Raw genomic sequence first — 22,647 nt, 5'->3', positions numbered from 1 at the left:
ATCGCCAGACCTCCGGATGATCGATGCGAGGCCTATCACCTGTACCCTCAGCAGCTTTGTGCCGCACTTCTTCCGGTAAACTGCGGACAACCCTTTTCACCGCACGGAGCCGGCAGAAGCATGGATGTCCACGCACCGCACGAACCTATCCACACCTGGAAGGACTTTCTCCTTCACCTGGCCACCATCACCATCGGCCTGTTGATCGCACTTGGACTTGAAGGCCTGGTTGAGGCCGCACACCATCGCCACCTGCTGCATCAGGCCGAGACGAACCTCCGTGCCGAGATGACCGACAACCGGCAGAAGCTGGCGGATGACGAGAAACTACTTGACCGCAACGAACAGCGGATAGAATCCGATCTAGGACTTCTCTCCGCCGTAAAGGCACATCAACCGACTTCCGTACAGCTCATATCGGGTTGGGGGTGGGACGGTATGGGTTCCGCCGCCTGGAACACGGCACGCGATACCGGAGCCATCGCCCTGATGCCCTACGAATACGCCCAAGGATACTTCGTCATCTACGGTCAGCAGGGAGTAGTCAACGATCAAGCCATTAACTACGAGCGCTCCATCTACAAAATTACCGAGCCCCTGAAGGGCGGACGCAAGCTCGCCGATCTGCAGCCGGCAGAGATCGATACGATGATCTCAAACTCCCAGCAAGCATTGATAGAACTCGATTATCTCCGCGACCTCTGCCACAGTCTCGATCTGATCTACGATCACGCGAACGGAAAGCCCTAGAACGCACCTTCCCCGGAGAACCTGATGGACGTCCACGCACCGCACGAACCCGTTCACACCTGGCGCGATTTCTTCACCCATCTGACCATCGTGACCATCGGCCTTTTCATCGCGTTATCGCTCGAAGCCTTTGTCGAGTACGTGCACCATCGCCATCTCGTGCACGAGGCCCGCGAGAACATCCGGCAGGAGATCGAAGACAACCACAAGGCCGCGCAGGAAGACATCACGCTGTTGCAGCAGGACCTCGACCGGACAAACAGCAACCTCGACACCATTCGCAGGATGCGCGCCAATCCTAAGACGTTCAAAGGCACGCTCACCTTCACCATGTCGTTCAACTCGCTACACGATGCGGCGTGGAACAGCGCGCGCGACACAGGAGCGCTCGGATTCATGCCCTACAAAGAGGTGCAGGGATACGCCGATCTCTATCAACATCAGAAGTTGGTAGACGATCAAGTCATCGAGGTAATTCATCGCCAGACGCTGGCCATGACGCCGATCTACATGGAAAACAATTTCACAACAATCAGCACGAACCAGACGGAGAGCCTGCTGCATGACACCGCCGCCACTTTGATCGATGTGACGACATTGCAGCAGATCGTGCAACAGCTCAATACGCTCTATATTGAGGCGCTGAAGAAACAGTAAGGGCTTGTTTTTTGTGCGTCTTCCCTGCTTTCCCTATATTCCGACTAAAACTTCCTTCCATTTCGACCCACTACAATAGAAGAGTTGCCACTTTGCCTCGATGGAGTTCTCTTGAAGATCGTTCTCGCTGAAAAAGTCTCGCCCGCCACCCTTGCCATCTTCCAAAAAGAACCAGGCTGGAACGTTGTCACCGCCGATAAGATCGCTCCCGGCGGCCTGCCTGCCGAGCTCGCCGATGCCGACGCGCTCATCGTACGCTCGGCCGTCCAGGCTGATGCAGCGTTGCTGGCATCGGCCCCCAAGCTCCGCATCATCGGCCGCGCCGGGGTTGGCGTGGATAACATCGATGCCGCCGAAGCCACGCGCCGGGGCATCGTTGTGATGAACACGCCGGGCGCGAACGCTGTCGCCGTCGCCGAACTCACGCTCGGGCTAATGATCTCCATGTCCCGCTCCATTCCCCGCGCGAACGCCGCACTGCATGCAGGCAAGTGGGAGAAGAAGTCGCTGCAGGGTTCCGAGCTGCGTGGCAAGACGCTGGGCATCGTCGGGCTCGGCCGCATCGGGCTTGAGGTTGCACGCCGCGCCAAGGCCTTCGGCATGAACCTGCTCGGCTATGACCCCTTTGTTGCCCCGGTGATTGCGCGCGAAAACGGCGTCACCCTGGTGCCCATCGACGAGATCTTCTCCAACTCCGACTTTCTCTCCCTGCATGTGGGCCTGACCCAGCAGACCGAGGGCCTCATCAACAAGACCTCGCTCGCGATCATGAAGAAGGGCATCCGCATCGTGAACTGCGCGCGCGGCGAACTCATCGTCGATGAAGCACTGGCCGAGGCGATCAAATCCGGACACGTAGCCGGCGCCGCGCTCGATGTCTTTCGCACCGAGCCGCTCAAGGAGTCTCCCTATTTCGAGCTCGACAACGTGCTGCTCTCGCCGCATATCGCCGGTTCGACCGACGAGGCCCAAGAGGCCATCGGCATCCAGCTCGCGAATCAAGTCCGCGACTACCTGAAGCTCGGTGTTGTACAGAATGCAGTGAATGTCGCCTCGCTCTCCGAAGAGGAGTACGCCGAAGTCTCACCGTACATCGAGATGGCGGCGCGGCTGGGCCAGTTCCTCTCCCATGCGATTGGGTCCTCCGAAGCTGGCGGCAACATCGAGAGCCTCGCGCTCACCTACAACGGCCGGCTGGCTCAGCTCAAGACCGACCTGATCCGCAACGCTGCCATCGCCGGCATTCTGGAGGGCTCCGACGGCATCAACCGCATCAACGCCGCATCTGCCGCCACGGACCGGGGCATCCGCCTGCAGGAAGACAAGCGTGAGCACGTCTCCGGCGGCACCGGCGCGGTGCTGCGGCTGGCGCTGCACTCGGCCAAGGGCGACTCCACCGCAACGGCCACGGTGCTGCACGGCCACTCACCGCGCCTGCTCAGCTACGACGGCATCGACATCGAAGCCGAACTCGCCGGCACGCTGGTAGTCATCCGCAACCAGGATGTACCGGGCGTCATCGGGCGTATCGGCACCATCCTCGGCGAGGCGAAGCTGAATATCGCCAACTTCGCGCTGGGGCGCAGTTCACGTGTTCCAGAGAGCCCGGCCCTGGCTGTCGTCCAGCTCGACGTACCCGCAGAGTCGCAACCGGCGCTGCAGCAAGCACTTGCAGAACTGCGTAAGGTTCAGGCTATTTCCAGCGTGCGCATTGTGGCGTTGGAGAAGCTTTAACCTCCCCAAAACACCTCAGTCCCATGCCATAACGGTTCCTGCCTCCCAGCGTTGCAGGAGCCGCTATGGCATGGCTTCAAACCCACCATAATGGCCCCAGAAGCCTGCTCCTCCTGTAAACTGAAGGAAGCCGCGCCATACCAGCCGTGCAGCCCAGGAACCCTCCCCAAATGTCAAAGATCTTTCGCTCGTCCGCCGCTTTATTTGCTTCCACGCTCTTCCTCCTCGCCGGTTGCCATAAGGGCCCACAGGATGGCGTCGTCGCCACCGTCAACGGCCGCCCCATCCAGCGCGCCGATCTGGACAAGGCCTATGACGCGCAACTCGCCAGCAATCCGCAGCAGCAGACTCCCTCACAGGACATGGCCGACGCCGCGCACCTTCAGATTCTCCAAAACCTGATTACTGAAGAGATGATTGAGCAGCGAGCGGCCAAGGAAGGCCTGACCGCGACGGACGCCGAGGTCGACGCCAGGCTGGCAGAGGTGAAAGCCCCCTACACGGAGGACCAGTTCCAGGCACGCCTCAAGGCCAACAAACTCACCCTCGACGAAGTCAGGCGCGATTTCCGCCGCGATCTCACCCAGAAGAAGCTGATCAACAAGGAGATCAACTCCAAGATCACGGTCACCGACGCCGATGTCAGCAACTACTACAATTCACACAAAGCCGAGTACAACCTGGCAGATAACCAGTACCATCTGGCGCAGATCCAGGTAACCAACCAGCCTGCGCAGCAGGCCGGCAACCTGCAGGGCTCCAAGGCCACCAACGACGACGAGGCCCACAAGAAGATCCTGGCACTCAAGAGCCGCCTCGACTCTGGTGAAGACTTCGGCACTATCGCCTCCAACTTCTCCGAGCGGCAGGACACGGCACCCAACGGTGGCGACATGGGCTTCGTTCCCGAGTCGCAGATGAAGGGCGATCCCACGGCCTATGCCGCAATCATGAAGCTCAAAGCCGGGCAGATCACCGATATTCTTCCCCTGCTCGATGCCACTACCCACAAGCCTGCGGGTTACTCCATCTACAAGCTCATCGCCAAGGAGGCCGCAGGGCAGCGCGACCTGAGCGATACGCGCGTGCAGCAAGCCATCCGCCAGCAGCTCCACGACAGCCGCTTGCAGTTGCTCCAGGCCGCCTACTTCGAGATGCTGCACGATCAGGCCAAGATCGATAACTATTTCGCAGAACAGATCTTCAAGAGCGTAGCCAAGTAAAAATGCAGAGTGTAGGGAATAGAGGATAGAGGATAGTGAACAACGATTCTGACAGGGCACTTCGGCGGATTCCCGCCCTCTCTATCCTCTACACTCTAGCCTCCATCCTCTGCATCACCGGCTGCCACTCTACGCCTCCGCCGATGCCGCTCGATCAGCTCAACGCGCAACAGGTGCATGGGCATCAGGTCTTTCAGGCCCATTGCGCCCAGTGCCACTACGATCGCGTCTCCGACCCGCTGCATGGCCCGCCGTTGCTTGGGGTCTTCAAGAAAACCTACCTGCCCAGTGGCGCTCCAGCGAATGACGAGCGCGTAACCGCGACCGTGCTGCATGGGCGCAACCTGATGCCCGCGCAGCCCAACACCGACCCGCAGGACCTCGAAGATCTGCTGGCGTATCTGCATACGCTGTAACCGACATCATGCCCAACACCCCTGAAAACCCACACACAACCGACACCCCACCAGTGCCTCCGCCCGCGCAGGATCTCGGCTTCCGCTCGCGGCACCTTCCCGGAACCCCTGCCGGAGAGGCCAAGGGCATCTTGCCCGGCATGGCGCTGATCGGCATGTACCTGCTGCTGATAGCCATGCTCAACGCCTTTGCCGCCATACGCGGCACGTTCGGCCTGAGCACGGCGAAGTACAGCATCCTAGGTGTGTGCACACTGCTGGTCGTTGGTGTCTTCGGCCTGTTTCGCCTGCGCCGCTGGGGATGGGCTCTGGTCACGGCTGGCTGCCTGGCAATGGCCGCCGGATACTTCTACGGCTTCCACCGCACACACATCGCGCCCTATGTCATCCAGGGTCTCTTCGCGATGGTCTTCTTCCTCTACCTCAGCCGCACCGAAGTACGCGAGCGCCTGCGCTAGAGCATTTTTCACCGCTCAAGCCCGATAAACGCCCGCTCCTCGCTTCTTTCTGGAAAGGCTACAATCGAATAAGCTCATGGCCCCGCTGCTCCAGACCGAAACGCACTTGCAGACTGAGACGTTAGTCCAGATCGACCTGACTCCGCGCAAACCAGCCCCCAAGCCCGAGTGGCTCAAGGCACGCGCGCCGATGGGCGAGACCTTCCACAACCTGAAGAAGCTGGCTCGCGAACTCAATCTGCACACCGTCTGCGAATCCGCACACTGCCCCAATATCGGCGAGTGCTGGAACCACAAGACCGCGACCTTCATGATGCTCGGCAACCTCTGCACGCGGCGCTGCGGCTTCTGCGCCGTGCCCAAGGGCAAGCCGGAACCGATCGACCATCAGGAACCCGAGCGCGTAGCCTATGCCGTCGCACAGCTTGGCCTGAAGCATGCCGTCATCACCAGCGTGAACCGCGACGACGACAACCTCGGCGCAGCACAGGCCTTCGTCAACGTCATCCATGAGATCCGTAAGCAGGCCCCCGGCTGCCAGGTGGAAGTGCTCACTCCCGACTTCCAGGGAGTCGAAGAGGCACGCCGTCTCGTCGTCGACGCCCGCCCCGAGATCCTGAACCACAACATCGAGACCGTCCCTCGGCTCTACCGCGTCGCCAAATCCGGCGGCCGCTATGAGCGCTCGCTGGCCTTCCTCGACAACGCCAAGCGCGAGTCCTCCATGCACGCTGATGGCCCCATCGTCACCAAAACCGGCATCATCGTAGGCATGGGCGAAGAGATGCACGAGCTGCTCGCGGTCTTTCGCGACCTCGCCGATCGCAAGGTCGACATCCTCACCGTCGGCCAGTACCTGCGCCCCTCGCGCGACCACCTGCCGATGTCGCGCTTCTACACGCCGGACGAGTTTGCCTTCCTCAAGCACGAAGCGATGCAGATGGGCTTCCGCCATGTTGAGAGTGGTCCGCTAGTGCGCTCCAGCTACCACGCGCATGAGCAGGCACAGAGCACCGGTCTGGCATAGTCCGAATCACCGACATCCTAGTTCTCAAACTCCGGATCGGGAACCGGCAAAACATCATGGTCCCGTGCGATCCAGACGTAGAGTGTTGGCAGCAGGAAGATGCTCATAGCCAGATCAGAGATCAACCCGCCTACAATCACAATCGCAAAGGGCCGCTGTGAATCGGAGCCGATGCCATGAGATAAGGCTGCAGGAATCAAACCAAGCGTAGCCACCAGCATGGTCATCATGATGGGTCGCAGTCTCAGCACCGCACCATTGATTGCAGCCTCTTCAATGGAGTGACCGCGGGCTCGAAGCTGATTGATGTACTCCAGCATGATGACTCCGGTCTGAACCGACACCCCAAACAACGCAAGGAAACCCACGCTGGACGAAACACTGATGTTGGTATGCGTTATCAGCAGCGCCAGCAAACCACCCACGCGCGCCAGAGCCACTGTCACCAGGATCAAGGCCGCCCACTTGAACGACTTGAACATCATGTACAGAATGATGAAGATCAACAGGATCGTGATCGGTACGATAAGTGCCAGCCGTTTATCCGCACGCTGCTTGCTTTCATACTCGCCGGCCCACATAAAGTGATAGCCCTTGTCCAGAGGAACTTCCTTCTCCACTTTCTTGATGGCTTCCTCGACCGTGCTTCCCAGATCGCGGCCACGCACGCTGTACTTCACAGCGATATACCGCTGCTCGCCCTCGCGATAGATCTCTTCCGCCCCATCGGTCGTACCGATCTTGGTCAACTGCGCCAGGGAAACACGCTCGCCGGAGGGCGACAGCAACCGCACGTTTTCGATGGCTTCTTTTGTATCGCGATAGGGTTTCTGATAGCGCAGCACAAGATCATACTGCGCCTCCCCTTTTAGAACCTCGCTCAACACACTGCCGCCTACTGCCGTCTGGATCGCATCCTGCACATCGGCAACATTGATGCCAAAGCGCGCGCACGCAAGACGATCGACCGTAAAGGTGAGATTCGGTTGGCCGATAATGCGGAACAGACCAAGATCCGCCACACCAGGAATCTTGCTCATCACACTGACCGCCGCATTGCCCTTTGCTTCCAGCGTTTTGAAGTCGTCGCCATAGATCTTGAGCGACAGCTCACCCTTTACGCCGCTGACAGCCTCTTCCATGTTGTCTTCGATCGGTTGAGAGAAACCCCAGATCACACCGGGAATCGTTTGGAGCTGCTGGTTGAGCGATGCGATCAAAGAGTCTTTGTCCTGATGAAAGACCGGACGCCACTCCTCCTTGGGCTTAAGGTTGATGTTGTATTCAGTGTTGAAGAATCCAGTCCAGTCGGTACCGTCATCAGGACGGCCAATCTGATCGACAACGTTCGTGACCTCTGGAAAGCTGGCCATGATGAGACGAGCTTTGGTGGCAATGGCCTGGGCTTCGTCAGGGCCTGTGGAGGGAGCGAGCGAGCCACGCGCCCAGATCGACCCTTCATCGAGATGCGGCAGGAACTCGGAGCCGATGACACCGCTGTACAAGAGGAAGATGGCCAGGGCAAGTCCCGCAATGCCAATACCGACAGTGATGCTGCGGTGATGAATCGCCTCGGCAACCCTCTTCCGGTACGTGTTCGTCAGATATTCCATCACCGGGTTATGCCATTCTCTGGCGCCTTTGCGGAACATGAAGCTAGCCAGCACCGGGGCAATGATCATCGAAAAGATCAGAGCGCCCAAAAGGGCGAATGCAACCGTCCACGCCATCGGTCTGAACAAACGGCCTTCTACCGCCTGCAGCGTAAAGATGGGAAGATACGCGGTGATAATGATGCCGATCGCGTAAAACACGGGCCGCTGCACCTCGTGCGCCGCTTCGCGAATCTTGTCCTGCGTGCTTTGAGCTCCCTCCGTGTGACGGTTCAGATGGCGGACGATATTTTCAATCATCACAACCGAGCCGTCGACGACCATGCCAAAGTCCAGCGCGCCAAGCGACAGCAGATTCGCCGGAATATGCTGGAGACCCAAACAGATCGAGGCGAACAGCAGCGCGAATGGAATCGTCAACGCAACAATGATCGCGCCACGCACATTGCCCAGGAACAGCATCAGGATGATGACGACCAGAACGATGCCTTCGGTCAGATTGTGCAGCACCGTATGCGTCGTCAGATGGATCAACTCACTGCGGTCCAGGAACGGCACAACCTTCACGCCCTTGGGCAGGATCTGCTCATTCAACTGCTTAACTTTGGCCTCAATCCCCTTCAGTGCTGGGTCGGCATCCTCACCCTTCTTCAGCAGGACTGTACCTTCGACAACATCGGGATTGTCGATCAGCGTTCCATTGACGTCTTTGTAGGTCTTTGAAATTTGCCCCAGCCGGATCTTCGCACCCTGGTCGACCACCGCAATGTCCTTGATGCGTACGGGCGACCCATTCGAAGTTTTGACCAGTGTGTCTTCAATCTGCTGTACGTTCTCATACAGGCCTTGCGCCTGAACGTTGATCTGTTGCGCGCCGGCAACGATAAAGCTTCCACCCGCGTTGGTGTTGTTGTTCTGGAGCTGCTGCTCAATCTGTCCGATGCTCAAGCCATAGCTGACGAGCTTATCCGGATCGAGACGAATCTGGTACTCCTTCGTCATGCCACCCATGTCGGAGACGTCGACGATTCCAGGCACACTCTTGAACTGCTTCTGGAGCGTCCAATCTTCGATTGCCTTCTGCTCCATAACATCGATGTTCGGATTCTTGCTCTCAATCGTGTACCAGTAGATCTGTCCCGCGGGACTCCAATCGGTCTGCAGTTGCGGCACAAGCCCGTTCGGCAACGTAACCTGCGTGAGCCGCTCCACGACATGTTCGCGGTTCCAGTCATTCAGGGTCGTATCATTGAAATTCAGCATGATACTCGAGATGCCTGCCAGGCTGAACGAACGCAGGTTCATCAGGCCGGGAATTCCGGCCATCGAAATCTCAGTGGGAATCGTGATCTGTTTTTCGATGTCTTCGGCCGAATGCCCCGGCCATTGCGTAATCACGTTGACATAGTTGTCCGCAACATCGGGATAGGCATCGACCGGAAGATTATGAAAGGCGATCGCACCCCAGACGAATAGCAAAATCGCAATGGCCAGGATCAGAAAGCGACTTCGCAGCGCGAAATCTACAAGATTCTTGATCATTGCTGAGCCTCCAACGTTGCTTCGAGCTGCAGAACGTTGGAAACAACCTGCTGTCCGGGATCTATGCCCGACAGAAGCTCCTGCCGATTGCCATCCAACATGCGGCCGCCATGGACTTCGACGCGCTTGAAGGTATTTCCACCAGCGGGAACAAAGACCCACTCGCGATCATGCAGATGCAACACAGCCGGAGCAGGCACCACGGGATGCGCCTTCAGGTCCTTGCTCTCAAAGGTTGTATTCACAAACATACCCAGGCGCAACATGCCGGGATTCGGCACCTGAATACGCACTTTTGCTGTGCGGATGTTGGGATCCAATATGGCATCGATCTCACTGATGCGCCCGGTTAGAACCTTGCCGGGATACGCGACCAATGCGATCTTTGCTTCCTGCCCAATTGCGAGCTTGGGAATATCGTTTTCAAACACATCGCAAATGACCCACACATGCGAAAGATCCGCGACGGTGAATGCGCCCGTATTGCCCGCATAGCTAATACCCGTTGCCGCAGCATTGGTGACGTTCTGTGCGACGATGACACCGGAGATCGGCGACTTTACATCGACGATGCTGGAGGGATGCGCTTTATCGATGCCTAACGTCCTGAGCTGCTCTTCCGCGGCGATGAGGTCAGCCTTCGCATCTCTCTCCGTATCCTCCGCCTGTTCCACGGCGCTGAGCGGAACGGCGCCGTGTTCATAAAGATCCTTCGTGCGGACCAGTGTCTTGCGCGCCAGAACCTCATCGGCATCAGCCTTGATATAGGTATCAAAAGCCGCCGTTGCATCCGGGCTCTGCACCTTTAGCAGCAGCTGCCCCTTCCTGACCTGATCGCCGATGCGCGCCAGAATATCGACCACGCGGCCGTTGGCCAGCGAGATAACGGGCTGCTCCATGGAAATATCGGGATTGACCGAACCGGTAGCCGTCAGCTCATCGGCTGCCTCTATCTGCTCCGCCGCCACCAGAAGAAACAGATTTGGCTTATCCACCGTGACCTTGCTCATATCTCCCGTAGTGGTGACGTTGGTTTTGGGAGGCGCACCATCGCTCGGATTGAACTTCTTCTCGCAGCCAACAAAGAGCAGGCATGTGGCCAACGAGGCCACACTCTTCAACACAATCTTTCGGGTCATTGAATCACCTCTCGTCCGACAGCAAGATTCAACTGGCTCGCCGCTGTCATATAGGAACCAATCAGTTGCAGATAGGCCAACTGCACTACCCGGTAGTCGCTCTGCGCATTGAGAAAATCCATCAGCGATGCGCCGCCGTGCTGGTAGGCATACGTCACCGTGTCGCGCACGCGTATGGCCTGGTCCTTGTATTTGTCACGGTATGGAATCAGCAGGGCGATGTTGCTCCGCACCTGCTCATACCCCGAATCCACATCGCTGAACACCTGCGCACGCGCCGCCTCCGTCAACTGCTGATTGCGGTCAATGTCGATCAGGGTGCGCTGCTTCTCTCCCTGGTTCTTATCGAAGATGCGCAGAGGAATGTTCACACTCAGCCCAAGCGTCTGCTGATCGTTAGGGTTATTGAAGGATGGGTTGTAGGTATACCATGCACCGAAGGTGGGATCGGTCGAGCCATTCGATATTGCAAGTTTGTGGTTCGTCTTCGATTGCTCGATGGACTCCACCGCGGCTCGCAGGTCGGGACGCGCATCGAGTGCCTGCTGTTCAAAGTTGTTGAGCGGCTTCAGATCGCCGGTGAATCCGTAGAATCCTGTTACATCGAACTGATCCACCGGCGTGCGATCGTCCAGCAGTTGCAGCAGAGCAATCTTCTGCGAGCGCAGGTTGACGATCGCCATCTGGATCTCCGACTCGTACTGCACTCGCAGCAACTCAATCCGGTCCAGGTCGATCTGCGCAAGATCTCCGGCTTTGAAGCGGGAACGGCTGATCTCAATGATTTGGTCGTAGTATTCGAGGTCGGCCTTCGCCAGGTCCAGCACAGCCTTGGCCTCCAGAGTCTGCACAAAAGCCGAGCGCAGGCTGAAAAGCATATTGCGCTCCAGGTCCTCGTGCTGCGAAGCCGCAATCTGCGTGCCCTCTTTGGCGCTGTCCCGGCGCAACGCTCTCTTGTGCTCGCGTTCATGCAGATAACTGAAATTGGGTTGGAGCTGCACGCCTGAGAGCGGTTGCCAGACACCATTGTGACGCGCTAGCTGCACGCCATCCTCAGTCATCGTGAACTGTGGATTCGGCCGCAGGTAGGCCGTAATCTCTTCTGCCTTCATCTCATCCACATTCAGTTGATCGGACTTCAGCACAGGGTTCGCGGCTTCGAACTTCGCTTTGACCTGGTCCCAGGTGTAACCGGATTGAGCACTCGCGATTTCGCTCGACGCTATCAGGACGACGCATAGAGCAGACCACTTTACGAGCGCGCGAATCGAGCGCCTGCCAGCGCCCGCCCGGCGTGCCAGCCATAGTGCTCTTGGAGATCGGGGAGATATCATTGAATCAAGGCTAGGGGTATTTAGGGCCAAATAGTCCCTATCTTGCGGGTACGAGCAGGCTATCTTTCGGTCAATCCGGCAGGCGTGAGGCTATCCAGGCGGCATCATGGTATCTGGAGCAGATCGTCTCTCAACGTGTTGCATCGCGCCTTCTTGAAGCTGGTCACCCGCGACCTTGATTCCCGCACCTTGCCAACGCGAAGGCCGCGTCAACGGAGAGCCATGTTCCTATCCATCTTTCGTGGCAGTAGACGATTCACTCTCATCTGGGCCTGCATCCTCATCGCGCTCATAGCGTTGATCGATTACCAGGTCGTCGACGAAGTGCCCCTTGGCTTTCTCTACCTCTTGCCGATGCTCATGCTGGGCAGAGTACTTAAGCCGTGGCAAATGGCGGTTGCGGCAGGGCTTTGCACGTACCTTACGGAAGAGTTCGATCAGTTCGCATGGAATCTGCGCACCGGCTTGCCTCGCGATGTCCTCTACTTTATGGCCTTCTTCTCCATCGGCGTATTCGTCCATGAGGTAAACCGGAACCGGCAGATCATCATGGAACATCTCCATGAGATCGAGCGGCAAAGCGATGCCCGGCGCGACGCCGAACAACAGTTGATGGTGCTGATTGAAAGCAGTCCTGCAGCGATCATCACCGCGGATTCCAAGGGCATTGTGCTGATGGCCAACGAGGCTGCACATCGCATCCTGGAAGTCGAAGCGCAGACGCTGCCCGGCCGTTCGATATATCGCTACTTTCCATCGTTCCTGAACGTCTCACATCAGGACACGAGCCAACACCTGTTCCGCACCGTCATGCAATCCCATGGCCTGCGTGACGACGGTGAGTCGTTCATGGCAGAGATCTGCTTCTCGACGTATCGCACCGATTCGGGATCGCGTCTTGCAGCCATGATTCTTGATTCTTCCGAAGAGCTGCGGACCCGAGAGGAGTCCAGCCTTCACCAGATGCTTGCCGGGTCACGTATCGCGGTTAGCGCCGTCTCGCATGAGATTCGTAACGTCTGCGGAGCCATCGCAGTCGTCCACCAGAACCTTGAAAGCAGTCATCTGCTGACCAACAGCAAAGATTTTGAAGCGCTCGGCAATCTCGTGATTGCGCTGGAACGAATTGCATCCATCGACCTGCGTCCTTATCCGGACAGAGCCTCGGAGATCGACCTGCAGGCTGTTCTGGAAGATCTGCGCATTGTGATTGCCCCGTCGCTGCGCGACAAAGAGATTACCTGCATCTGGACCGCATGTTCCGGTCTGCCCCTGGTATGGGCCGATAGCAGCAATCTCATGCAGGTATTCCTGAACCTGACGACGAACAGCATTCGTTCTCTCTCACAGAAAAGTTCAGACAGACAGCTATCCATCACATCCAGAAGCGAAGGCTCGCGGGTCATCGTGGAAGTGATCGACAATGGCGGCGGTGTGACTCGTCCAGACGATCTCTTCCGCCCCTTTCAGGCAGGAGCTCAGAACACGGGACTGGGTCTTTATCTTGCGCGCGCCTTCGCACGGTCGTTTGGCGGCGACCTCCGCTACACACCATTACCCGGCAGCGCATGCTTTATCGTCGATCTTGCGGCAGCAAGTGAATTCGAGTCGAAATCATGAACAAACACGTCCGCATTCTCCTGGTCGACGACCACACCCTCTTTCGCGAAAGCCTGGTTCGCCTGCTCAACAGCGAATCCGAACTACAGGTAGTCGCTCACTGTGCAACACTGGCCGATGCAAAACAGATATTGGCCAGCAGCCCTATCGACATTGTCTTACTCGACTATGATCTAGGCGCCGAAGTCGGTACGGATCTGCTCAAGCATCTGCGTTCTGAAAACAGCCGAGCGAGAGTGTTGATGGTCACGGCCGGCATGAGAGCCAGCGCCATATTCAATGCCCTGAATGACGGCGTCGCTGGAATCATCCTCAAACACAGCGACCCACGCCGCCTTATAGAAGCACTCCGCAGAGTAGCCTCGGGTGAAACGTGGTGGGATGTCGGGATCGTACAGTCTCTCAGTGCCGGCAGCGACGATCTCCCATCTGCGGCGAGCAGAGTCAGATCTCTGACCAACAGGCAACATCAGGTGCTCCGCAGCATCCTGGATGGGCTCACGAATAAAGAGATCGCTGCGCGAATGCAATCCTCGGAGACGGCCATCAAGGCCACCATTCAAGAGCTATTTGCGAAGGCTGGCGTAAGAACCCGCAGCCAGCTCGTCAGAATAGCCATTGAAAAATACTCCTCCGAGTGGCTCCAGGACGAAGCGTGAAGAGTAACTTACCAACTGAACGTTAGAACAACTTTCATCGATAGTGTGAGGCATGCTCACATCACTCAAAAGCTGTCATCCACGCATCAAACTATTATTGAAAATGCTCTAAAGCAACAACCGTCTTAAGACTAGGCCATGCATAAGCAACCACCGGAAGCAGAACTCCTCCGATTTCGATCTCCTTCGCGGTAACGCGAACGGCTCCCGACTTCTCATAGAAGCCGCGCGACTCGTTGGCTTCGAGCACCCATACGGCCATGCTCTGAAAGCCGCCTTCATCCAGACGCTTTGCCAGTTCCATCAAAAGCGATGTACCAATACCGTTGCCCTGTACTTCGGCCAGCAAATAGATCGCGAATAACTCCGCATCATATTTTTCCAAGGGCTCACGGATGGCCCCACCGCTGATAAATCCAACGATCTGGCCGTCTCTCTCCGCTATAAGAACATACGGATCGGAATCTATGACTTCACGCCATCGAACGGTTCTTTCCTCTGCGTTGAGATCAGCCAGGAACTGGTCCGGCACGATCCCTCGATAGGTGGTTCGCCAACTTTCGATATGCACTCGAGAGATCGAGCCTGCATCGTCCTGTGTCGCTGCGCGAATTAAAACCATGCAATAGCGTAACGCCGTTATCCTCAGCGACAGCGAAATTTCAACGGCCACGAAACTTATTGATAAGCCGGCGATCCTTCTTAGAAGGCCGCACCACGGGCACCTCGAACTGCGCCATGATCTTCCGATCCGCTTCGACCTTCGCGCGGGCTTCCTTACTCGCGTCCGTCTCACGATAGAGAGTCTGCGCGACAGCGGCCGGACCACGCACCTCGCTCAACAGCAGAACTTCAATCTCAAACTCGCCGCTGTCGTTCTTAACGCGCAGCTTGTCGCCCACACGAACATCACGAGCCGGCTTGGCTTGTATCGTGTTCGATTGAATTCTGCCGAGCTCGCAACTTTGCGCAGCCAGAGCGCGGGTCTTGAAAAACCTTGCGGCCCAAAGCCACTTGTCCATCCGTACGCTATCCATGACTTCGATTCTCTACGGCCATAGGTGTGAAATACAACCGCTATCCAACCTCAAGCCCTCCGGTCGCGCCATACACCTCGCCGGTCACATAGCTCGACTCTTGACTCGCCAGCAATACATACAGCGGGGCCATCTCCACCGGCTGACCTGGCCGCTTCATCGGCGTCTCCGATCCGAACGCCGGAATCTTCTTATCTGGCTGTCCGCCACTGGTTTGCAGAGGCGTCCATACCGGCCCCGGCGCCACGCAGTTCACGCGAATGCCGTCCTCCGCCACCTGCCGTGCAAGTGCACGTGTGAAGGCGAGAATCGCAGCCTTCGTTGGAGCATAGTCCAGCAGGCTGGGGCTCGGATGCGTGGCCTGAATCGATGCTGTTGTAATGATCGATCCTCCCGGCGGCATCAACGCCAACGCCTCCTGGCACATCCAGAAGAGCGCGAAAACATTGACGCGATAGGTCTCTTCCACCTGTTTCGTCGTCACATCGGCGATCTTATCCACCGCATGCTGCTTACCCGCGACACACGCCAGCACATCGAGTCCGCCCAGCTTCTTGTGCGCGTCCTTTACTAATTTGCGGGCAAACTTCTCATTACTGATATCGCCCGGTAGCGCAAAAGCCTTGCGTCCCCCAGCTTCGATCAGCGCAATCACCTCTTTCGCATCGCGCTCTTCGCTCGGCAGATAGTTAATCGCGACATCCGCACCCTCGCGCGCAAACGCAATGGCTGCGGCTCGTCCGATGCCGCTGTCGCCGCCCGTCACCAGTGCTTTGCGGTTCGGCAACCGTCCACTGCCGCGATAGCTCGTCTCGCCGTGGTCGGGCTTCGGCGTCATCTTCGCATCGATTCCCGGCACACGCTGGGGCTGGTGCTTAAACTTCGGCAAGGGATATTGTTTCGTCGGATCCTGCAACGTGTAAAGATCTTTGGCCATACATCCTCCAGCTCCCGCGTTGCGGGCCTGCAGGAACTTGAGATGCCATCTATGACCAATCGGCAGCTATCTCCGCAACCTTTGCCACTTCCACCAGCGTCGAATAAAAGGTTGCTCCGCCACCGATGTCGGTGAGCCGCTCGCTGGTCAGTGCGTTTACGTTCGCACCGTCTTCGGAGAGCTTGTGCCAATCGAGCCTTGCCGCGACAACTCCCGCAGCAATGGCCACACCGACACGCGCCGTCAGCGCGATCTGCCCACGGCCGTTCCAAACATTGACAGCATCACCACTCACAATGCCACGTGCCGTCGCATCGACCGGATGCATCTCCAGCACGCCCGCCGTGCGCCGCTCCATCTGCTGATGCCCAGGCAGGTTCGCAAACGTCGAGTTCATGTAGTTGTCCGCTTTGCGCGGCAGAAACTCCAGCGGATACTTCCCTTCACTGGCGGCAACGCCGGAGCGCGACTCATGCGGCGCATGCCACCGCGGCACAGGCGTCAATTCGCCGCGACCGCTCGGTGTACGAAACCACTCTCGCGTGCTGAAGGGCAGTACCTCTCCGTGCTCGTTTTGCGGCAGCGCCAACGGCACATGGCCCTCCCGCTCGAGACGTTCTTTCGTCACACCTGCAAACCACGGATGCTCCGTCTCCAGCGCCTGCGCGATCAACTCTTCTTCGCTGTCACTAAAGGCAGCTTCCTCAAATCCCATGCGGCGGCCAAGCTCGCTGAAAAGCAGCACGTTCGAACGCGCCTCGCCAAGCGGCGCAATCGCCGGCTGCGAGATCTGCACGAACAGATGCCCATACGCGCCCTGCACATCCTTGTGCTCCAGAAACGTCGTTGCTGGCAGCACGATGTCGGCGTAGTCCGTCGTATCGGTGAAGAACTGCTCGTGCACGACAGTGAAAAGATCATCGCGCCTAAGCCCGGCGAGCACTCGCGAGGAATCCGGTGCCACCGCTGCGGCATTGCAGTTGTAGACGAAGAGCGCCTTCACCGGCGGCCCCTCCACACACGCCGCCTCGATGCCTATGCCCTGGCCCGTAATCTGCTTCTCCCCCAACTCCGTGAGCGCATGGCCAAGCTGGGACATATTCACCACGCGCGATGCACGGCCGAGCGGGCTGGACTGCATCAGCTCCGGCATCTGCAACCTTTTGGAGTTGAACGGAAACGAGCCGCTCGTCGACAGTTGGAGTCCTCCGCCATGCTGCTTCCAGCTCCCGGTAATGAGCGGCAGCATCGTAACCGCGCGTGCAGCTGTGCCCCCATACTCGCCGCGCTGAATGCCGTAGTTCAGGCGGATCGCCGCCGGCGCCCGGCCTCCACGCCCCGCGGTGGCATACGATCGCGCCAGCTGCTCAATCTTGTCCGCATCGAGCCCTGTGATCTCAGCCGCCCGCGCGGGAGAGTACTCCGCACGCAGCGCATGAGCGCGCAGTTCCTCCGCGCCGGTCGTGCACTCGGCGAGGTACTCGCGGTCTTCAAGCCCCTCGCGAAAGATCACATGCATCATCGCCAGCACCAGCATCACATCGGTGCCAGGGCGAATGGCAAGGTGCTCATCGGCCAATGCCGCCGTGCGTGTGCGATAGGGGTCGATCACCACCAGCCGCGCACCGTTGCGGCGAGCCTCTTCAATAAAAGGCCAGAGATGAATATTATTGCCGTGAATGTTCGCGCCCCACGCAAGGATCAGACCTGCGTGCGTGAAGTCCTGCGGCGATGTTCCGAGCTTGATCCCGTTGACGCTTACCAGCGCATCGCCGCCGGCGGTTGAGCAGATCGTGCGGTCCAACTGCGAGGCTCCCAACCGATAGAAGAACCGGCGGTCCATCGAACCATATCCCAACTGCCCAATCGTGCCTGCATAACTGTACGGCAGAATACTTTCGGAACCATGCTCAGCGGCGATCGTCTTCAGCTTCGCCGCAACCAACTCCAGCGCTTCATCCCACGAGATGCGCTCAAACGACTCAGCCTCGCGGCCTTTGGGCAGCGGCCCTTTAGCCACACCGACCTTGCGGCGCATGGGATACAACAACCGCTCGGGCGAGTACACACGATCGAGATACCGCGCCACCTTGCCGCACAAAAATCCACGTGTAACCGGATGCGACGGATCTCCCTGCACCTTCGTCGCACGGCCGGTGAGCGAGTCGACCGTCACCAAAACGCCGCAGGAGTCCGGGCAGTCGTGCGAACACACCGTATGGACAACCCTCGTTCCTGCAGGTGCTGTGCTCATGGGACTATTCTAGTCATCTCATGGACTCGATCAAAAGGAGCCTCACCATGCGCTTAATTCGCCTCCTCGCCGTGCCGTTTCTATTCGGCGTACTCGCCCTTCCCCTCACCGCGCAAAGCCCTTCGCCAAAAGGAGATGCAGCCATCCTCGCCGTGCTGAACAAGTCCGTAGTCGACTGGAACAACGGCGATCTCGACGCCTTTGCCGCGTCCTACAAGAACTCTCCGGACATCCTCTTCATCGGCCGCACAGTCCGTCGAGGCTATGCGCAGATGCTCGAGGCCTATCGCACCGGCTACTCCACGCGCGAAAAGATGGGGACGCTCTCGTTCCTGGGGCTTGAGGTACAGCCGCTGGACGAGCATTTCGCAACAGTAACCGGCCACTTCCACCTCGAACGCACGGCGACTGTCGGCAACGCGAATGGCTACTTCCTGCTCGTCATGGAAAAGACCCCAGCCGGCTGGAAGATCGTGCGCGACGATACGACCAGCACCGACATCGCTGCCTCGAAGTAGCGCAACCTCGTATCATCATTGATGACGACATGAGTGTTCAGCCAACCGACAGCAGCGAAGCCACAACGCCCCTTATCGAGGCCCACAACCTCATCAAGGATTACGGTGCCGCGCGCGTCGTCGACGGTGTGTCATTACAAATCTTCCGCGGTGAGACCCTGGGCCTCGTCGGCGAATCGGGCTCCGGCAAGAGCACCGTCGCGCGCATGCTGCTGCGGCTCATCGAACCCAGTGCAGGCCGAATCCTCTATCACTCCACAGACGAGGAGGGGCGGCCGCGTGAACTCGACCTGCTGCACTTATCGCCGCGCGAGATGCGCCGCCTGCGCCGCAGGCTCGCCATCGTCTTCCAGGACCCCTACGCCGCACTCGATCCGCGCATGACCGTGCAGCAGACCCTCGCCGAGCCCTTCGCCATCCACGAAGAGCGCCCACCCCAGGGCCTGGAGGCCCGGCTCGATGAGTTGCTGAACGAAGTCGGCCTCGACCGCTCCGCGCTGCAGCGGTACCCGCATGAATTCTCCGGCGGCCAGCGGCAGCGCATCAACATCGCTCGCGCCCTCGCCCTGCGTCCCGACCTCCTGGTACTTGACGAACCCGTCAGCGCGCTCGATGTGTCGGTGGGAGCGCAGGTCATCAACCTGCTGCGCGACCTGCAACAGCGTTACGGCCTCACCTGCCTGTTCATCTCGCACTCCATGCCGCTGGTGCGCTATCTCTGTCATCGCGTCGCGGTCATGCAGCACGGCCGCCTCGTCGAAACAGGCACCTGGAGCGAGGTCTGCGAGACACCACGCGAATCCTACACGCAACAACTGCTGGCGGCGACACCAGAATTGCCCGTGGCTTAGGCCGAAGTCGAAGTAACTCGGCGGCCCAGCGCCAACAGCACCAGTATCAAGGCCAGAATAGCCAGCACTGCCAAAGGCCCCGCCCAGAAAAACACCCGAAGTTCGATGCGGTGTTCCATCAATATCTGACGCAGATACAGCCAACCCAGCGGAAGATTCAATAGCACCGCAGTAGCAGTCCCCGGCATATACCTGCGCATTAAAACAGTGGCGAAAAGATGCGGGGCGAAGACATTCAGAACCATAGCCAGCACGTAACCCGCCATCAGATACGCCCCAAGGCTACGAGCCGAAAATCGATGCAGCAGCCGTCAAAACAAGGATCGCGGCCGAAAACACACCAATGGCAAAGCGAAATTCCCTCGCGCCAATAGGTCTATACCACCTACCTGCATCTGCCGACCAGGCAGGAAGATACAACGCCTCCTCGAGGTTATGAACCAGCACACCGAGCGTGAAGACCCACCCTATGGTGATAGATGGCATACGCAGCGTTAGCCCTTCTGCGACTGCTTCCGAAACTCAACATCGCACACATTGCGCAGATAGTCCCACGAGTACAACCCAGCCTCATGGCCATCGTTCCACTTGAAGCGCAGAGCGTACTTCCCCACCGGCGTCACATCGACCGGACGCGGCGGAGCCTCGAACATCGGCAACAACGACGCGGGTTTGGGCTTCGCCACACCCGGAGCACGGCCAACGGCATCGCGTTCCTCATGGCAAGTCGCGCACGGACACGCCGCACGCAGCCACGCAAAGTTCCATGAACTGGTATGGCCGTCGCGCCACTCGATCGTCATGCCTGTACCGCCGCTTTTGTCCACGCGCACCTTGGCAGGAGAGATCGCGTCTCCCGTCAGCTTGGGAGTAGCCTCCTCACGCTGTGCTTCTTCAGGACTGACAAAGCGAATGCCTTCGTGGCTCATACCAATCTCCTCATAACAATAGCAACTGCCGCATAGCCGATCCGACCAATTCCCTCGGGCGAAATCATCATGCTTGGGCCTGCTTCCAGAAAAAGTAGGCCGCAATGATGCAGCCAGTGGCAACAACCACAAAACGCAGCACCGCAGGGTTTGTCCGTTTCGCGAACCGCGCTCCAACGTAGCCACCGATTCCCGCAAAGACCATTGAGATAGCGCAATAGTGCCAAACCACTGCGCCCTTCAGGATGAACGTGACGATCGCAACCAGATTCGACAGCAGCGCCGCGACCACCTTCATCGCGTTCAGCTCGTGCATGTTCTCCACCCCGAAGAGCGCGAGGACCGTCATCGCGAGAAAGCCTCCGCCTGCGCCGAAGTAACCGATGTAGAAGCACACCGGAAACAACGCCGCGGCCATGCCGAGCTTCGGTATCGCGTGCCCCTCATGCGGATGCGTAGCGCGCGACCGCAGCCAGCGCGAGACAGGTCCGCTGATCCCGAAGAGCAGCGTCCCGCCCAGGAGCAACCACGGAACCAGCCTGAAGAAGGTACCCTGCGGCGTATTCAACAGCACCTCAGCGCCGGCCACGCCACCGATGACGCAGGTTACCGCGACCGTCGGCAACAGGTCGCGGCGAACATCACCCCACAGTGCCGCTACGGAGGTAAGCTGCCCTGGCCACAGCGCGACGGTGTTCGTCGCATTGGCCTGCACCGGCGGAACCCCCACGCCTAGCATCGCCGGAAAAGAAACGAACGATCCCCCACCTGCCATCGCGTTCATTACACCCGCAATCGTGGACGCTACCACCAGCCAGATGTAGTGCAGGTGAGGGATATGTTCGAAAATCATTCTCACTTCATTGTAAGCGCCGGTCTTCTGGCACTATTCGATACCCGCTCAGACTGCGGTGCGGGCGAAAAGCGGACGGATGGCCTCTGCAATCTCCTCCACATGCGTCTCCAGCGCAAAGTGTCCCGTATCCAAAAACTGGACGCTGGCATTTGGGTTGTCGCGCCGGAAGGCCTCCGCTCCCGGTGGGATAAAGAACGGATCATGCTTACCCCAGATCGCAAGCAGCGGCGGCTTCGACGTTCTGAAGTACTCCTGAAACTTTGGATACAACTTCACATTGTTGGCATAGTCGAGAAACAGGTCGAGTTGGATATCCATGTTGCCCGGCCGCGCAATCATCGCCGCATCCAGCGTATAGCCTTCCGGAGCAATCCTCTCGGGGTGCGGCACACCCTCTGTGTACTGCGAACGGAGTCCCTCCGGGCTCAACGCCTCGTGAACCACCTCGCGATTCGCCGCCGTAGGCTCACTCCAGTAACGCCGTATAGGAGCCCACGCATCGCCCAGGCCCTCCTCATACGCATTGCCGTTCTGCGACACAATCGCCGTCACTCGCTCCGGATGCGCCATCGCTAGACGGAATCCAGTGGGTGCGCCGTAGTCGAAGACATACAGCGCATAGTGCTTCAAATGCAACGCATCGGTGAACGCCAGAATCGTCTTCGCCAGCGCATCAAAGGTGTACTTGTACTGCCGGCTCTCGGGAACCTCTGTAAATCCGAACCCCGGCAGATCAGGCGCAATCACCCGATACTTGTCCGCCAGCCGCGGAATCAGCTCGCGGTACTGAAACGACGAGGTTGGAAAGCCATGCAGCAGCACCACCACCGGCGCATCCGGCGCACCGGCCTCACGATAGAACACCGTAACGCCATCCGCCTCAACCCGGTGAATCGACGTCACAGGCACCAGAGTCTTCTTTGCCATCGGTTTCTCCGTCGCAGCAGAAGCTGTACCTGCTGCTGCCATCACGCTACCACCCTGCATCACAAAATCTCTTCGCGTCATCTCACTTCCTCCTGTAGTCGATGCTTGACACTGTCTATCTTCGCCTTTAATGGTTACTCCGATAAATGTAACCTGTCAACATAAT

General features: G+C 58.5%; 23 protein-coding genes. 11 read left to right on the top strand and 12 right to left on the bottom strand.

All coding sequences use genetic code 11. From position 1 onward, the window contains the following. Positions 1-120: 120 nt before the first annotated feature. From GSQ91_RS09610 to lipA, 7 genes are all read left to right on the top strand, one after another. Positions 121-750, top strand: coding sequence for a hypothetical protein (locus tag GSQ91_RS09610; RefSeq protein WP_158821311.1), 630 nt, complete (start codon positions 121-123; stop codon positions 748-750). 24 nt (positions 751-774) lie between these two features. After that, on the top strand, positions 775-1,407 hold the full coding sequence (locus GSQ91_RS09605; RefSeq protein ID WP_158821310.1) for a hypothetical protein: 633 nt from the start codon (positions 775-777) through the stop codon (positions 1,405-1,407). Between the two features lie 111 nt (positions 1,408-1,518). After that, positions 1,519-3,141 carry a phosphoglycerate dehydrogenase gene (serA, locus tag GSQ91_RS09600; RefSeq protein ID WP_158821309.1) on the top strand — a complete coding sequence of 541 codons (1,623 nt, stop codon included), beginning with the start codon at positions 1,519-1,521 and terminating at the stop codon, positions 3,139-3,141. A 170-nt stretch (positions 3,142-3,311) separates the two neighbouring features. Beyond that, positions 3,312-4,364 carry a SurA N-terminal domain-containing protein gene (locus tag GSQ91_RS09595; RefSeq protein ID WP_158821308.1) on the top strand — a complete coding sequence of 351 codons (1,053 nt, stop codon included), beginning with the start codon at positions 3,312-3,314 and terminating at the stop codon, positions 4,362-4,364. 35 nt (positions 4,365-4,399) lie between these two features. Continuing rightward, positions 4,400-4,780: a cytochrome c gene (locus GSQ91_RS09590; RefSeq protein ID WP_158821307.1), complete on the top strand. Its 381-nt coding sequence runs from the start codon at positions 4,400-4,402 to the stop codon at positions 4,778-4,780. 8 nt (positions 4,781-4,788) lie between these two features. Then, positions 4,789-5,238 carry a hypothetical protein gene (locus GSQ91_RS09585; RefSeq protein ID WP_158821306.1) on the top strand — a complete coding sequence of 150 codons (450 nt, stop codon included), beginning with the start codon at positions 4,789-4,791 and terminating at the stop codon, positions 5,236-5,238. A gap of 76 nt (positions 5,239-5,314) precedes the next feature. Next, positions 5,315-6,265, top strand: a complete 951-nt coding sequence (gene lipA / locus GSQ91_RS09580) for a lipoyl synthase (RefSeq protein ID WP_158821305.1) — start codon at positions 5,315-5,317, stop codon at positions 6,263-6,265. 17 nt (positions 6,266-6,282) lie between these two features. Here lipA and GSQ91_RS09575 read toward each other — a convergent pair whose 3' ends face one another. Genes GSQ91_RS09575 through GSQ91_RS09565 form a run of 3 tightly spaced genes read right to left on the bottom strand, consistent with a single transcriptional unit; the run spans position 6,283 to position 11,893 of the window. Beyond that, entirely contained in the window at positions 6,283-9,420 is a 3,138-nt protein-coding gene (locus GSQ91_RS09575) for an efflux RND transporter permease subunit (protein ID WP_158821304.1), read from the bottom strand. After that, positions 9,417-10,559 carry an efflux RND transporter periplasmic adaptor subunit gene (locus GSQ91_RS09570; RefSeq protein WP_158821303.1) on the bottom strand — a complete coding sequence of 381 codons (1,143 nt, stop codon included), beginning with the start codon at positions 10,557-10,559 and terminating at the stop codon, positions 9,417-9,419. Before GSQ91_RS09570 ends, GSQ91_RS09575 begins: the two co-directional genes overlap by 4 nt. Then, a complete protein-coding gene (locus GSQ91_RS09565; protein WP_158821302.1) occupies positions 10,556-11,893 on the bottom strand; it encodes a TolC family protein in 1,338 nt (445 codons plus the stop codon). Before GSQ91_RS09565 ends, GSQ91_RS09570 begins: the two co-directional genes overlap by 4 nt. Before the next feature lie 222 nt (positions 11,894-12,115). On the opposite strand from GSQ91_RS09565, the gene GSQ91_RS09560 reads away from it, so the two are divergent. Continuing rightward, entirely contained in the window at positions 12,116-13,513 is a 1,398-nt protein-coding gene (locus tag GSQ91_RS09560) for an ATP-binding protein (RefSeq protein WP_158821301.1), read from the top strand. Continuing rightward, on the top strand, positions 13,510-14,172 hold the full coding sequence (locus GSQ91_RS09555) for a response regulator transcription factor (RefSeq protein WP_158821300.1): 663 nt from the start codon (positions 13,510-13,512) through the stop codon (positions 14,170-14,172). The genes GSQ91_RS09560 and GSQ91_RS09555 overlap by 4 nt, the downstream gene beginning before the upstream one ends. Positions 14,173-14,266: 94 nt before the next feature. Here GSQ91_RS09555 and GSQ91_RS09550 read toward each other — a convergent pair whose 3' ends face one another. Genes GSQ91_RS09550 through GSQ91_RS09535 form a run of 4 tightly spaced genes read right to left on the bottom strand, consistent with a single transcriptional unit; the run spans position 14,267 to position 18,400 of the window. Further along, positions 14,267-14,845 (bottom strand): GNAT family N-acetyltransferase, encoded by a 579-nt coding sequence (locus tag GSQ91_RS09550; protein ID WP_216845158.1) that lies wholly within the window; start codon positions 14,843-14,845, stop codon positions 14,267-14,269. Next, entirely contained in the window at positions 14,835-15,194 is a 360-nt protein-coding gene (locus tag GSQ91_RS09545; RefSeq protein ID WP_371417101.1) for an RNA-binding S4 domain-containing protein, read from the bottom strand. Before GSQ91_RS09545 ends, GSQ91_RS09550 begins: the two co-directional genes overlap by 11 nt. Before the next feature lie 55 nt (positions 15,195-15,249). Then, on the bottom strand, positions 15,250-16,146 hold the full coding sequence (locus GSQ91_RS09540) for an SDR family oxidoreductase (RefSeq protein ID WP_158821298.1): 897 nt from the start codon (positions 16,144-16,146) through the stop codon (positions 15,250-15,252). A 49-nt stretch (positions 16,147-16,195) separates the two neighbouring features. After that, positions 16,196-18,400: a molybdopterin-dependent oxidoreductase gene (locus tag GSQ91_RS09535; protein WP_158821297.1), complete on the bottom strand. Its 2,205-nt coding sequence runs from the start codon at positions 18,398-18,400 to the stop codon at positions 16,196-16,198. A gap of 47 nt (positions 18,401-18,447) precedes the next feature. Here GSQ91_RS09535 and GSQ91_RS09530 point away from each other — a divergent pair, with 47 nt between their 5' ends. Together GSQ91_RS09530 and GSQ91_RS09525 are read left to right on the top strand one after the other, a co-directional pair. Further along, a complete protein-coding gene (locus tag GSQ91_RS09530; protein WP_158821296.1) occupies positions 18,448-18,918 on the top strand; it encodes a DUF4440 domain-containing protein in 471 nt (156 codons plus the stop codon). Positions 18,919-18,947: 29 nt separating this feature from the next. Further along, a complete protein-coding gene (locus GSQ91_RS09525; protein WP_158821295.1) occupies positions 18,948-19,769 on the top strand; it encodes an ATP-binding cassette domain-containing protein in 822 nt (273 codons plus the stop codon). Here GSQ91_RS09525 and GSQ91_RS09520 read toward each other — a convergent pair. The 5 genes from GSQ91_RS09520 to GSQ91_RS09505 all read right to left on the bottom strand — a co-directional run bounded on the left by GSQ91_RS09520 (position 19,766) and on the right by GSQ91_RS09505 (position 22,562). Then, the gene (locus GSQ91_RS09520; RefSeq protein ID WP_371417103.1) at positions 19,766-20,038 is read right to left on the bottom strand and encodes an HXXEE domain-containing protein; all 273 of its coding nucleotides are present in this window, start codon (positions 20,036-20,038) and stop codon (positions 19,766-19,768) included. The genes GSQ91_RS09525 and GSQ91_RS09520 overlap by 4 nt on opposite strands. Before the next feature lie 13 nt (positions 20,039-20,051). Continuing rightward, a complete protein-coding gene (locus GSQ91_RS26225; protein WP_371417100.1) occupies positions 20,052-20,255 on the bottom strand; it encodes an HXXEE domain-containing protein in 204 nt (67 codons plus the stop codon). Between the two features lie 8 nt (positions 20,256-20,263). Further along, positions 20,264-20,698 carry a DUF971 domain-containing protein gene (locus tag GSQ91_RS09515; RefSeq protein ID WP_158821293.1) on the bottom strand — a complete coding sequence of 145 codons (435 nt, stop codon included), beginning with the start codon at positions 20,696-20,698 and terminating at the stop codon, positions 20,264-20,266. 67 nt (positions 20,699-20,765) lie between these two features. Beyond that, the gene (locus tag GSQ91_RS09510) at positions 20,766-21,551 is read right to left on the bottom strand and encodes a sulfite exporter TauE/SafE family protein (RefSeq protein WP_158821292.1); all 786 of its coding nucleotides are present in this window, start codon (positions 21,549-21,551) and stop codon (positions 20,766-20,768) included. Between the two features lie 48 nt (positions 21,552-21,599). After that, a complete protein-coding gene (locus tag GSQ91_RS09505; protein ID WP_174240666.1) occupies positions 21,600-22,562 on the bottom strand; it encodes an alpha/beta fold hydrolase in 963 nt (320 codons plus the stop codon). Between the last annotated feature and the right edge of the window lie 85 nt (positions 22,563-22,647).

Origin of the sequence: Granulicella sp. S156 (assembly GCF_009766105.1) — a bacterium.
Classification (GTDB): Bacteria; Acidobacteriota; Terriglobia; order Terriglobales; family Acidobacteriaceae; genus Granulicella.
Note: the sequence above shows the minus strand (reverse complement) of the source record. Positions and strands in the feature narration are given on the sequence as shown.